Raw genomic sequence first — 13,037 nt, forward strand, 5'->3', positions numbered from 1 at the left:
GCTAACCGATCCTTTTTACTGGTTTCGACTTCTCAAACAATTCACGAATCGTCTTTTCGTCGAACTGGTTATCTATCGATAAGTCCTTTAGGGTCAAACTCCCATCCATGAGACGGTCAACGTTCTCCCAGCCTTTCAACCGTGTCAGCATTAGCTCTGTTAACTGATTCCCCACTGCAAGCTGTTCTTCTTCTGACAGTAAGAAGAATTGCGGCTGAATACCGTTTTCGGCCATCATCTTGTCGATCATTTGGGAGCGTCTGGTAACTGCTAAATCATCACTACAACTATGGTACAGCTCTGCGTTCGAGCATACCTCTGATAGCTGATGAAAGCTGCTTACTTCATCTAGCTCAACACCTAGAGTGAATTCATGCGGAACAATAAGCTGATAGTGCTTTTCCGTGTTTTCCTGAGGCTTACGCATAAGGGTTTGACAATTATGGATATGTCGGTGAATCGCATTCATGTCCGAGAGGTACAAATCTAGCTTCTTCGCTCGTGTTTCAATTTCCGAGTTCAAGTGCGTACGTTTCCCAACTAACCCACGTCTATCAGACTCTAAAGCTGACTTCTCTGAGCTGTCCGCTTTAATTTTGTAAAGCTGGTGATCAATGACATCTATCTTCTCTGCAATATTATCAAGCTTCTGACCAAGTGCAGTGTAACGTATAGATTGCGTATTTACGGCTAGGCTTATCTCATTGAACATGGCGGCAAGTCCAACCAAAAAAGCAGGACCGGTGATAAAGAATCGACACTGAAAACAGTTCTGCTCACCTAAATAACCTGCTGGCACGGGGTGATATATGTTGGCTTTTGTGGCTACAGGGCAGCCTCCTTCTGAACAAAAAGCACCTCCCACCGGACAGATACCAAAGTCTTTCCAAAGATAGCTGGAGGCCGGCCGAGCATTGTCTAGTGAATTCAGTAGATCCACAGATGAGCCTACCAACTGTGATTTCACCTCTTCAATTCGCTGCTGCTCCACAAAGGATTTGAGCGTCTGAGTTGCTTTGCTTATCGCCTCCTTTTCTCCCACATCCATTTTTTCTCGCAAGTTGGCGCCTGTTTTACCGCTCTTGGTATAATAGATTGTCATCAGAATGCTGGAGTGACCGACCAACTTCATAATGACTTCCAAAGGAATACCAAATTCAAAGGCGTACGCGTTAATCAGACTGACGCGCATTGAGTGTGGAGTATAAGGGGATTTGAAGTGTGAAAGCGGTATCGTTTGGCTATTTTCAAACTCTTTAATCGATTGATCGTATTTCAGCCCTTTGTAGGTAGCCGTATTAATATCATTCTTGCCAGAGAAATATAGCGCAGCTGCGAGCCGTGTCGTTAGTCTGCCACCAAATGTCCCTGGCTCTTTCTCTAGATAGTCTCGGAATAAAAAGCAATTAGACCCTTTTTGCTTACGCTGGACTTCGTTTAGATTGGTGCGCTCACAATCAAGCCATTTCGTTGGCTCCTCAAGTGGATTATATTTCTGTTGCCACTTTCTCAGCTTTACCAACCAATACGCAAGCTCTATGGGCATGAAAGGAATCGTGTAACCCGAACCATCAAACTTAGTTTTGTTGGACGTGTAGTGAACACCGAACTCTCCTTGCCCTGACTTACTCACCATGCTCTGCCGATTGGTTAGGCCAGCTAACTTAGTCCTATTTTTCTTCCAAACGACTTTATTATTCTTAAAGTCGGCGAGTTCTTGATCGGCTTCTCCAGAATCGCAATAAATAATTTGCATACCTCGTGCGGGGAGTTGCATTAGTGAGTATGTATAGGTCCAGTATGTTGGAAACCAAAGGTAGGTTTTTCCATTTTCAACTTTGAAAACGCAGTCAGGATCACTCTCATCAAGGATAGAGCTGTCTTTGATTTGCACCCAATCTGATGAAAAACGCTGCAAATGAGCTAAATCCCGATAGCTTAACTTTTTCTCTACAGAGTCCAATGGAAATATCCAATCTCGCCCTGCTTTTACATATTGATAGGGCAGAGCCATCTTGTCTGTTTCATTGATCACTTGAGGAGCAGTCTCTCCATTAAAGTTGATGTGACTAAAAGGGTTTTTAGCGCCCTTGATATGGGTAATTTCTCCCGTCTCTGTGTCTTCCAAAATAAGATAACTCGAGATAATCCAATCTAAGAACTCATTGATTGAGAATGCCCATTTTTTTCTTCGAGTCACTGGAACTTGTTCAAACAGATTCAGCATGGGTTGAATGTTTGTCGAGCCACGAGTAAGAAACTCCAACGGGGATGTTTCAAAACCATTTGGCTCAATGTATTCACGAACAAATTCACACAGGTCTTTCGCTTTGGTATCTCCACCACGTGCAGACTTGAGAAACTCTTTTAACGTCTCAGCCCACAAAGACCACTCATCGGTAAAGTATTTTACCTGGTACGGTCGTTTTACTCCCCAGAAGTCATAAGTGTTAGTCCAGCCCTTTCCGTGATAATACTCTTCTGGTTTGGCTGGCATTCTAGGGTCGTTGGACTCTGATCGAAGCTTCGCATATTCAGCGAGACTGAAAACACCTTTGCTTCGAACTAAAGCGACTAGTTCGTCATATCCATAAGGTCGTGGTATATCGAGAGCGTCATACCAATTGCTCCAGTCAGGTATTCTTTTTTCAGGTTTGGAGGGTAATTGAGGATAGTTCTTCTGCGTAACTCTATATTGAGCAGAGTCTTTGATTTTTAGAATCGCACATGCTGTTTTGAACTGTTTCAGATTAGATATATCTCTGGGCAATAAGAATTGAATCCAGTTGATCCAATCATCTTTATAAAACTGATTTGGACACGAGGGAAGACGCTCATCTTCTTTGTAACGCTGCGAATACTCAGCCAGCGATTGAATACCCAATCCTATCGCCACTTCGCTGGCCTCTGCATATGTCGAATACAAAGACCGCTTTTCTTTATCCAGAAAACTAAACCAATCAACCCAATCATTGGCATAAGCCTTATTTGGACTCGAGGGAAGACGCTCATCTTCTTTGTAACGCTGCGAATACTCAGGCTGCGATTGAATACCCAATCCTATCGCCGCTTCGCTGGCCTCTGCATATGTCGAATACCAAGACCGCTTTTCTTTATCCAAAAAACTAAACCAATCAACCCAATCATTGGCATAAGCCTTATTTGGATGCGAGGGAAGACGCTCATCTTCTTTGTAACGCTGCTTATATTCCGCCAGCGATTGAATGCCCAATCCTATCGCCGCTTCGCTAGCCTCTGCATATGTCGAATACAAAGACCGCTTTTCTTTATCCAGAAAACTAAACCAATCAACCCAATCATTGGCATAAACCTTATTTGGACTCGAGGGAAGACGCCCATCTTCTTTGTAACGCTGCGAATACTCAGGCTGCGATTGAATGCCCAATCCTATCGCCGCTTCGCTGGCCTCTGCATATGTCGAATACCAAGACCGCTTTTCTTTATCCAGAAAACTAAACCAATCAACCCAATCATTGGCATAAGCCTTATTTGGACTCGAGGGAAGACGCTCATCTTCTTTGTAACGCTGCTTATATTCCGCCAGCGATTGAATGCCCAATTCTATCACCGCTTCGCTGGCCTCTGCATATGTCGAATACAAAGACCGCTTTTCTTTATCCAGAAAACTAAACCAATCAACCCAATCATTGGCATAAGCCTTATTTGGATGCGAGGGAAGACGCTCATCTTCTTTGTAACGCTGCTTATATTCCGTCAGCGATTGAATACCCAATCCTATCGCCGCTTTACTTGCTTGGTTTATGGTTGCGTAAAACTTTTTCATCAGTGAGCGCCTCTCATTTGCTGACGAACCTCGTCGTCAGAAGGTGTCAAGTAAACCAAGCAACTGTCAGGGCTTTTATGATGCATCGCTTTTTGAATCTCTAGTTGAGAGAAACCTCCTTGGCTTAATCTATAGCCGTAGGAATGTCGATGTGCATGTGGGGTCGTCCCTCGCGATTTGGAAGGTTCGAGTCCGATTCGTTTAACTGCTCGATTGTGTTTTTGATTGAAATTTTTTTTTACTCTCAGTATCGCCTTTTGAGTTAACAAATAGGAAAGGAGATTCTGAAGCTGGCTTAACCGAAAGGTATTTTTGTAGTAACAGAGTGAACTCAACGGCTTTACTTAGTGGATAAAACATGACATCAAAAGACAGATTGCGATTTGTAAGCAAAGGTCCTTTCCAGCCAGCGTAGAGCCTATGGCTTCTCGGATAGTCAGTTCGTGGACTAAGTTGGTATACATGAGCCAAATATTCTCTTCGGCTACTAAACCGCTTGTCAGGAGATTTTCCATCACTAGGGTGAAAAACCGATATGAGAGCTGAGCCGGATTTCTCATCTAGATGAACATCATGAGCATATATATGAAAACACTCCGACAATCTCAACCCACCAAAATGCATCAACATTACGATTAACTGACTACCATAATCCGGTTCTCCTGAAGCAGAAACAAACCCATGCAGCAGTAAGTCTTCAATTCGGTCTTCTGGAAAGCGATATACCGCTTCGATATCAACTAGGTGCCTCTCAGGTCCTCGAATCTTTCTAACAACTGAGAATTGCTGTCGGGATGGTTTAGCTAAGTGATTCAGGAAACTACGACTGTGCCTTCTGTAGTAAGCACACCACTGCAAGCGTTCTTCGACATAATTGGCTTTCTTCAAGGGATTTAGCTTCGGTAAATCAGTACCATGGATTGTGTCTAAGTAGTCGCAGTAATCAGTGATATGACGAAGAAGAACATTCACATCTTCACTTCTTCGAGGAGACCAGAACAAACCAGAGTTATCTTGCCCATCTTGAATCGTTCCGAACTGTAACGCTTCAACAAAAGCTCTTAGTAGATCTGTAGCCGATGAGGCGCTTAATAATTGGCGCTCTATGTACTTTAAAAGAAGCTCTACAGCGAAGGTATTGCGCTCTAGCCACGACTGAGATTTGTAGCGATTCTCATGCAAAAATCTCAAGTGAGAAATCAGCAAACCATTTTCAGTAAAAAGCGCAGGAAAGCGAAATGAGGGCCGGCTTGCACTAGCTTTGTAGTTCACTGAGCGCTTGATTACGAAGCTCATTTCTTTGCCTGTTTGAAGTAGTCACGCCATCCAGACTAGTTCTTGGCGTAATAACGGGTCATATTTATAGGAACATGTTTAAACTGCTGTGCATTTTTACATTCCTGCTCATTACTATCAGGGAATCGACGACTATTCTCTAAAAACTCACTCCAACCCGTCCATCGCTTCTCATAGTTCATAGATCACCTCAAATACTAAGGAGTTCTTAACATACTACTTAGTATATAGTTGATGGTTCTCACTAATTCAAATGACTCAGCTATAAAAACAGACCAGCTTAATATCAGATATTTAGAAGTAGTATTTTAGCTATTAGTACGCTCTTAAGAGTAGAACTAATACACGGTCAGCAAAACGGTAGCTAGCTTTAACTGCTAGGTTTTCGAATTGACCTTTGTAAGAGAACATGTTGTCAGAACGGTCAGCTGCAGCTAGTTTGTCAGCAGCAGAGTTACCGTGGTAAGCCATGATATCTGTGAAGTCAGTAATAACGCCTAGTGCACCGTCGTTTTTACCGTAAGTCATTTCACCGAAAGCACCGCCAAGACCAGCGTATGCGTAACGAGTGTCTAGATTGCTGTTGCCGTCTACGCCGCCGTTTTCAGCTGTAGTGAACTCACCTTCCCAGAAACCAACACCGTATAGGTTGTCGTTGATTGCTTGAGTACCAAGGAAGTTTAGACGGATACGAGAGTTGTCCGCTACATCGCCATCTTTCATAGATAGACGTGCTTCAGCACGGCCGCCCATTTCTAGAGAAGTACCGTCTTGGTTGTAAAGCTCAGCTGCGTTAACGCCAGTTGCCATAGCTGCTGCAGATACAGAAAGAGCAATTAGAGTCTTTTTCATCTTATTTGTCCTAGTTAGCTGTCCATAATCATTGTTTTATGGGGGAGAGGTTATCTCTCACAAGTTATCGTTATGCGTATGGTTTCATTCGTGAGAATCGCCCACATTCGAAAAACCGATGACGTAACAACTTGCCGGACATGTTTTACTGCTAAAGTTTCCTTATGAGTTAGTAAAATGATATAAATCCAACTAATGAACAGTGTTCAATTATTTGCTTTTGTTTTGTAAGTTTTTGTTAAATAATGGTTTGTATCGCGATGACATTGGCCTGACATTGATTTGTTTTTATCTTTTTTGATGTTTTTAGTGTAATGAACAGTGTTGTTTTTCAATAAACTGCGATGATGGTTAAATCTAAAAGCCATTGATGACAAGGTATTAAGCACGCAACTGGATGGCAAAATCGAATTAGGGTGATTTCATATCCCAGTTTGTTTAAACTAATCAAAACAGAATCTTTGAACGTACTACCCAATCATCATGATTGGGTAGGCTTTTTTTGTCCAAAGACACCTTTGGCCTTGAGGTTATATAATGGAAAAAGTTCCAATGACACTACGTGGCGAACAATTGCTACGTACCGAGCTTGATCGTCTACTAAAGCTTCGCCCGCAAATTTCAGAAGCAATCGCAGAAGCGCGTGAACTAGGCGACTTGAAAGAAAACGCTGAATACCACGCAGCTCGTGAAGAGCAGGGTATCTGTGAAGCACAAATTCGTGACATTGAGTACAAACTGTCTGTTGCTCAAGTAATTGACGTAACATCGATGGACAACACTGGTAAGGTGATTTTTGGTTCAACGGTTACTCTAATTGACTGTGATACAGAAGAAGAGAAAACCTACCAAATCGTTGGTGACGACGAAGCAGATATTAAAGCAGGTCGTATTTCAATCAGTTCTCCAATTGCTCGTGGCCTGATCGGTAAGATGGAAGGTGACGAAGTGGTTATTCAAACCCCTGGTGGTGCGAAAGACTTCGAAATTGACAGCGTTGAGTACATCTAATTAGGCGATGCTGTCTATTCGCTGATGTAAACAGTAGATGCAAAAAAGGTCGCCCATGGCGACCTTTTCTTCTTCCGCTGCGTAAGTAGGGATTACTTACGTGGGATTTCGATTTTACGCTCTTCAGACTGGCGGTATAGCACAAGTACTTTACCAATTGTCTGAACTTTTTCAGCGCCCGTCTCACGTACGATAGCGTCGATGATCAGCTGTTTTGTCTCACGGTCTTCTGATGCAACTTTAATTTTGATCAGTTCGTGGTGGTCAAGAGCGATTTCAATTTCTGCTAGCACGGCTTCTGTAAGTCCATTTGCGCCCATTAGCACAACAGGTTTTAAACTGTGAGCCAGGCCTTTTAGGTGCTGCTTTTGTTTGGTGCTTAGGTTCATTACGCGGCCAATTTTCTTTAAAATAAGGGTTGAAAAAAGCTATTTTAACGCCATCTATTGCTGAAGACTATAATTTATTGAGTAATAGGTTGAGCCTATTAAAACAATAGCTCCTAATTACGCCTTGTTGGGATTAAAATGAGTAAACAAAAACATTCGGCTAGTTCTGGTCGTTGGTTGAAAGAACACTTTGATGATAAATACGCAAACGAAGCTCGTAAAAAAGGCTACCGTTCTCGTGCTTACTTCAAAATTGAAGAGATCCAAACAAAAGATAAATTGTTGAAATCTGGGATGACTGTCGTCGATTTAGGCGCCGCTCCAGGTGGATGGTCTCAATATGCTGCTAAGATAATAGGTGAAGAAGGTCAAATCATTGCATGTGACTTATTGCCTATGGATCCAATCGCTGGCGTAAGCTTCCTACAAGGTGACTTTCGTGACGAGGCAGTATTAGATGCCCTGTTAGAAAGAATCCAACCTTCAATGGTGGACGTAGTAATGTCTGACATGGCGCCTAACATTGCTGGTAATAATTCTGTAGATCAGCCACGAGCTATGTATTTAGTTGAATTGGCTTTAGATATGTGTCGACAAGTTCTAGCACCTAATGGTAGCTTTGTCGTAAAGGTTTTCCAGGGTGAAGGCTTCGATCAATTTGTGAAAGAAGTCCGAGACATGTTTAAAGTCGTAAAAATCAGAAAACCAGACTCATCGCGAGCTCGCTCACGAGAAGTCTTTGTTGTAGCCACTGGTTACAAAGGTTAACTATTTCGCTCGTTTAGAGCATGGTTAACACTATAGCTACAGGTAATGAACTGTAGTACCCTACCTTTAATTACAATTAGTTATCGAGAGGCTGACACCTTGAGTGACATGGCAAAAAATTTAATTCTGTGGCTTGTTATCGCTGTCGTATTGATGTCGGTATTCCAGAGCTTTGGCCCTGGAGAAAGCAATGGCAGAACCGTGGATTACACCACGTTTGTACAGGAAGTTGGCCAAGGCCAGATTCAAGAAGCAACTTTTAAAGACGGTGAGATTAGCTTTGTTCGTCGCGGCGGCGGTGCCAAAATGGTTACTTACATGCCGGTGTATGATCAAAAGCTTCTGGATGACCTAATTAATCAAAACGTGAAAGTGCAAGGTACGCCTCCTGAAGAGCAAAGCCTACTTGGCACAATTTTCATCTCTTGGTTCCCTATGATCTTACTGATTGGTGTATGGATTTTCTTCATGCGTCAAATGCAAGGCGGCGGCGGTAAAGGCGCTATGTCTTTCGGTAAGAGCAAAGCTCGCATGATGAGCGAAGAGCAAATCAAGACAACTTTTGCCGACGTTGCAGGTTGTGACGAAGCAAAAGAAGACGTAAAAGAACTGGTTGATTACCTACGTGACCCAAGCCGCTTCCAGAAATTGGGCGGTAAGATTCCAACAGGTGTTCTAATGGTTGGTCCTCCTGGTACTGGTAAAACGCTTTTAGCGAAGGCCATTGCCGGTGAAGCAAAAGTACCGTTCTTTACTATCTCTGGTTCTGACTTCGTAGAAATGTTCGTGGGTGTTGGTGCATCTCGTGTGCGTGACATGTTTGAGCAAGCGAAGAAAGCAGCACCTTGTATCATCTTTATCGATGAGATCGATGCGGTAGGTCGTCAGCGTGGTGCTGGTGTTGGTGGTGGTCACGATGAACGTGAACAAACCCTAAACCAAATGCTGGTTGAGATGGATGGTTTCGAAGGTAACGAAGGTATCATCGTTATCGCAGCAACTAACCGTCCTGACGTATTGGACCCTGCGCTATTGCGTCCTGGCCGTTTTGACCGTCAAGTGGTTGTTGGTCTTCCAGACGTACGTGGTCGTGAGCAGATTCTTAAAGTACACATGCGTAAAGTGCCTCTAGCGGGTGACGTAGAGCCATCTCTAATTGCACGTGGTACTCCAGGTTTCTCTGGTGCAGACCTAGCAAACTTAGTTAACGAAGCGGCACTATTCGCTGCACGCGGCAACAAGCGCAACGTTTCTATGGTTGAGTTTGAACTGGCGAAAGACAAAATCATGATGGGTGCAGAGCGCCGTTCAATGGTGATGTCTGAAGAAGTGAAAGAATCAACAGCATACCACGAAGCGGGTCACGCAATTGTTGGTCGCTTAGTTCCGGAACACGATCCAGTGTACAAAGTGTCTATCATTCCACGTGGTCGTGCATTGGGTGTGACTATGTACCTACCTGAGCAAGACCGTGTGAGTATGTCTCGCCAACACCTAGAATCAATGGTTTCTAGCTTGTACGGTGGTCGTCTAGCGGAAGAGCTGATCTACGGTGCTGACAAAGTATCGACAGGTGCATCGAACGATATCGAACGTGCAACAGACATCGCTCGTAAGATGGTGACGCAATGGGGCTTCTCTGAGAAACTTGGTCCGCTACTGTATGCGGAAGAAGAAGGTGAAGTGTTCCTTGGCCGTAGTGTGACTCAGACTAAACACATGTCTGATGACACAGCGAAGCTGATCGACGACGAAGTTCGTAAGATCATCGACCGCAACTATGACCGTGCGAAGAAAATCTTGGAAGATAACATGGACATCATGCATGCGATGAAAGATGCGCTAATGAAGTATGAGACCATTGATGCTGACCAGATTGATGACCTAATGGAGCGTAAAGCTGAGATCCGTGAACCTGCTGGTTGGGGCGACAAGCCAAACAAACCAGAAGATAACGATAAGCCTCAAGCGAAGCCTGAAGTAAAAGCAGAAGAGAAGCCGGTTGAGCCTACAAAACCTGTAGAGCAATCAACGTCTCAAGAAGCGACTTCAAGCGAAGCGCCAGAAAAGAAAGACTCTGAATAAAGAGTAGCCTTTGATAACAAACCCCGAGTTAAGCTCGGGGTTTTTGTATCTGTTGTGATTATTAACGCTATGATTATTAAAGCAAACAACAAATCTCTCGATCTTTCTCGCCCTCATGTTATGGCAATCCTCAATGTCACGCCTGACTCATTTTCTGATGGTGGTAAATTTAACTCACTTGAATTAGCGCTTGCTCAAGTTGAGAAAATGATCGCCGCTGGTGTGAGCATCATCGATATCGGTGGTGAATCAACACGACCAGGTGCCCCTGATGTTGAATTAGAAGAAGAACTGCAACGTGTGATTCCTGTTATCCAAGCGATACGTGATAAGCACGATGTTTGGATTTCTGTTGATACCAGTAAAGCTGAAGTGATGCGCCAAGCGGTTGCTGCTGGTGCAGACCTTATTAACGATGTTCGTGCGCTTCAAGAGCCAGGAGCATTAGAGGTAGCAGCAGAAGCTAAGTTGCCAATTTGCCTGATGCACATGAAAGGCCAGCCACGTACGATGCAAGCCAATCCTCAATACGATGATCTGATGGAGGATGTCTCTGCATTCCTTCAAGAACGAATTGCTGCTTGTGAGGCTGTGGGTATCGATAAGTCTCAACTTATCCTTGACCCAGGTTTTGGTTTTGGCAAAACCATAGAACACAATTATCATATGCTCGCTCATCTCGATAAGTTCCATGAATTTGGCTTGCCAATCCTTGCTGGTATGTCGCGTAAATCCATGATTTTCAAGCTGTTGGATAAGCCAGCGGCTGACTGCACCAATGCGAGTGTCGTCTGTGCGACTATCGCGGCGATGAAAGGCGCGCAAATTATTCGAGTTCATGACTTTGAAGAAACCATTGAAGCAATGAAAGTGGTTGAGATGACGAACAAAAATATCTAAAAGAATTAAGGAAAGTTTTATGTCTGATAAAAGACGTTATTTCGGTACTGATGGCGTACGCGGTAAAGTTGGACAATACCCAATTACTCCAGATTTTGTACTGAAGCTTGGCTGGGCAGCTGGTCGTGTACTAGCGAAACAAGGCACAAAAAAAGTTATCATCGGTAAAGATACGCGTATCTCTGGTTACATGCTTGAATCTGCTCTTGAAGCCGGTCTTGCCGCTGCTGGCCTGAAAGCAACCTTTACTGGTCCAATGCCAACCCCAGCGGTTGCTTACCTAACACAAACCTTCCGAGCGGAAGCGGGCATCGTTATTTCAGCTTCTCACAACCCATACTACGACAACGGCATCAAGTTCTTTTCGTCTGAAGGCACTAAGCTTCCGGATGATATCGAGCTTGCTATTGAAGCTGAGCTAGATAAAGACATTGAATGTGTGGAGTCAGCTGAGCTTGGTAAAGCAACCCGCCTGAACGACGCGGCTGGTCGTTACATCGAGTTTTGTAAGAGTACCTTCCCATCAGATCTTAGCCTAGCGAACGTGAAGATTGTGGTTGATTGTGCCCATGGTGCTACTTACCACATCGCTCCTAACGTATTTAAAGAGCTAGGTGCTGACGTTGTTGCAATGGGCGTTGAGCCAAACGGTACTAACATCAATGCTGAAGTTGGTGCGACTGACGTTCGTGCGCTACAAAAACGTGTTGTAGAAGAGCAAGCTCACCTAGGCCTTGCGTTCGATGGTGACGGCGACCGTATTATCATGGTTGACCACTTGGGCAACAAGATCGATGGCGACCAAATTGCTTACATCATCGCTCGTGATGCACTGCGTCGCGGCGAACTAAAAGGCGGTGTCGTTGGTACGCTAATGACTAACCTAGGTATGGAAAATGGCCTGAAGCAATTGGGTATTCCGTTCGTACGTGCTGCGGTTGGCGACCGTTACGTGATGGAGCAACTACTTGCTAAAGGTTGGAAGATCGGTGCTGAAAACTCAGGCCACGTTATCTTGCTAGATAAAGTGACTACTGGTGACGCTATCGTAGCAGCGTTGCAAGTGCTTGCTTCTGTTGTCGGTAGCGAAATGACATTGCACGACCTGTCTCAAGGTATGACGCTTTACCCACAAGTACTAGAGAACGTACGTTTTGCTGGTGACAGCAACCCACTAGAAGCACAAGCAGTGCTAGACTCAGTTGCAGAAGTAGAAGCAGAGTTGGGCGACAAAGGCCGAGTATTACTACGTAAATCGGGCACTGAACCACTTATTCGTGTAATGGTGGAAGGTGAAGATGCGGAACTTGTTCAAAGCTCTGCGCTTAAGATTGCAGAAGCTGTAAAAGCAAGTTGTTAATCATTGCCTTAACCCATTTTGCTAGAGGAAAGGGCAACTTTTGCCCTTTTTTTGAGCGCTTAATGCGTTGGTGGTGACTTTTTACTAATTTTCCCTTGTCAGCGTTACTGGCTTTCGCTAGTATTGCTCCGCCTCCCGTTAGGAGGTCGCTAGCCTTGTTCATAAATAAACGCGATTGTTTTTGAACGGCGCTGGCTCAACAATTTGGAACATAGGTGGAAAAAAATGTTTTCAGTTCTACTTGTGATTTACCTGTTGGCGGCGCTTGGTGTGATTGGCCTTGTGTTGATTCAACAAGGTAAAGGCGCAGATATGGGAGCCTCGTTCGGTGCAGGTGCTTCAAACACAGTGTTTGGTGCAAGCGGCTCAGGTAATTTCTTAACCCGAACAACTGCTATTTTAGCAACCGTATTTTTTATCGTTAGCTTGCTACTTGGTCGTATGTCTACGCACAAGACTGAGTCACAATGGGTAGACCCAACACTAGGTCAACCAGTTGTAGAACAAGTTAAAGATGCAGCAAGTGAAGTTCCAGCACCAACAGGTGATGAAATTCCACAATAAGCTGTAA

Annotated in this window: 10 protein-coding genes and 1 pseudogene; 6 read left to right on the forward strand and 5 right to left on the reverse strand. The window is 44.1% G+C overall.

Translation table 11 applies throughout. The features are described from left to right. Position 1 precedes the first annotated feature (1 nt). The 4 genes and pseudogenes from KHO06_RS04190 to KHO06_RS04200 all read right to left on the reverse strand — a co-directional run. Positions 2–3,805: a VPA1269 family protein gene (locus tag KHO06_RS04190; protein ID WP_212581948.1), complete on the reverse strand. Its 3,804-nt coding sequence runs from the start codon at positions 3,803–3,805 to the stop codon at positions 2–4. Continuing rightward, positions 3,805–4,074 (reverse strand): site-specific integrase, encoded by a 270-nt coding sequence (locus KHO06_RS26435; RefSeq protein WP_244858373.1) that lies wholly within the window; start codon positions 4,072–4,074, stop codon positions 3,805–3,807. The genes KHO06_RS04190 and KHO06_RS26435 overlap by 1 nt, the downstream gene beginning before the upstream one ends. Next, positions 4,007–5,077, reverse strand: coding sequence for a gamma-mobile-trio recombinase GmtY (gene gmtY, locus KHO06_RS04195; RefSeq protein WP_244858372.1), 1,071 nt, complete (start codon positions 5,075–5,077; stop codon positions 4,007–4,009). Before gmtY ends, KHO06_RS26435 begins: the two co-directional genes overlap by 68 nt. Positions 5,078–5,446: 369 nt before the next feature. Further along, positions 5,447–5,953: pseudogene (locus tag KHO06_RS04200) on the reverse strand (porin); the annotation flags it as partial. Positions 5,954–6,490: 537 nt separating this feature from the next. Here KHO06_RS04200 and greA point away from each other — a divergent pair. Further along, positions 6,491–6,964 (forward strand): transcription elongation factor GreA, encoded by a 474-nt coding sequence (gene greA / locus KHO06_RS04205; protein ID WP_005530343.1) that lies wholly within the window; start codon positions 6,491–6,493, stop codon positions 6,962–6,964. 92 nt (positions 6,965–7,056) lie between these two features. Here the strand turns inward: greA and yhbY are convergent, their stop codons facing one another. Continuing rightward, entirely contained in the window at positions 7,057–7,353 is a 297-nt protein-coding gene (gene yhbY, locus KHO06_RS04210) for a ribosome assembly RNA-binding protein YhbY (RefSeq protein WP_005425257.1), read from the reverse strand. Between the two features lie 138 nt (positions 7,354–7,491). Between yhbY and rlmE the strand changes: the two genes are divergently transcribed. The 5 genes from rlmE to secG all read left to right on the forward strand — a co-directional run bounded on the left by rlmE (position 7,492) and on the right by secG (position 13,030). After that, entirely contained in the window at positions 7,492–8,121 is a 630-nt protein-coding gene (rlmE, locus tag KHO06_RS04215) for a 23S rRNA (uridine(2552)-2'-O)-methyltransferase RlmE (RefSeq protein ID WP_005439450.1), read from the forward strand. A 108-nt stretch (positions 8,122–8,229) separates the two neighbouring features. Then, positions 8,230–10,206, forward strand: coding sequence for an ATP-dependent zinc metalloprotease FtsH (gene ftsH / locus KHO06_RS04220; RefSeq protein ID WP_212582137.1), 1,977 nt, complete (start codon positions 8,230–8,232; stop codon positions 10,204–10,206). 69 nt (positions 10,207–10,275) lie between these two features. Continuing rightward, complete coding sequence (gene folP / locus KHO06_RS04225) at positions 10,276–11,106, forward strand: dihydropteroate synthase (RefSeq protein ID WP_212582138.1); 831 nt, start codon at positions 10,276–10,278, stop codon at positions 11,104–11,106. Between the two features lie 19 nt (positions 11,107–11,125). Then, a complete protein-coding gene (glmM, locus tag KHO06_RS04230; protein WP_045451285.1) occupies positions 11,126–12,466 on the forward strand; it encodes a phosphoglucosamine mutase in 1,341 nt (446 codons plus the stop codon). A 225-nt stretch (positions 12,467–12,691) separates the two neighbouring features. Further along, entirely contained in the window at positions 12,692–13,030 is a 339-nt protein-coding gene (gene secG / locus KHO06_RS04235) for a preprotein translocase subunit SecG (RefSeq protein WP_005530332.1), read from the forward strand. Positions 13,031–13,037: the final 7 nt, after the last annotated feature.

This window comes from Vibrio sp. B1FIG11 (genome assembly GCF_905175335.1).
GTDB lineage: Bacteria > Pseudomonadota > Gammaproteobacteria > Enterobacterales > Vibrionaceae > Vibrio > Vibrio campbellii.

Coding starts and splice junctions, on each gene's coding strand:
- KHO06_RS04190 (WP_212581948.1), bottom strand. CDS start 3,805: ATGAAAAAGTTTTACGCAACCATAAACCAAGCAAGTAAAGCGGCGATA.
- greA (WP_005530343.1), top strand. CDS start 6,491: ATGGAAAAAGTTCCAATGACACTACGTGGCGAACAATTGCTACGTACC.
- yhbY (WP_005425257.1), bottom strand. CDS start 7,353: ATGAACCTAAGCACCAAACAAAAGCAGCACCTAAAAGGCCTGGCTCAC.
- rlmE (WP_005439450.1), top strand. CDS start 7,492: ATGAGTAAACAAAAACATTCGGCTAGTTCTGGTCGTTGGTTGAAAGAA.
- ftsH (WP_212582137.1), top strand. CDS start 8,230: ATGGCAAAAAATTTAATTCTGTGGCTTGTTATCGCTGTCGTATTGATG.
- folP (WP_212582138.1), top strand. CDS start 10,276: ATGATTATTAAAGCAAACAACAAATCTCTCGATCTTTCTCGCCCTCAT.
- glmM (WP_045451285.1), top strand. CDS start 11,126: ATGTCTGATAAAAGACGTTATTTCGGTACTGATGGCGTACGCGGTAAA.
- secG (WP_005530332.1), top strand. CDS start 12,692: ATGTTTTCAGTTCTACTTGTGATTTACCTGTTGGCGGCGCTTGGTGTG.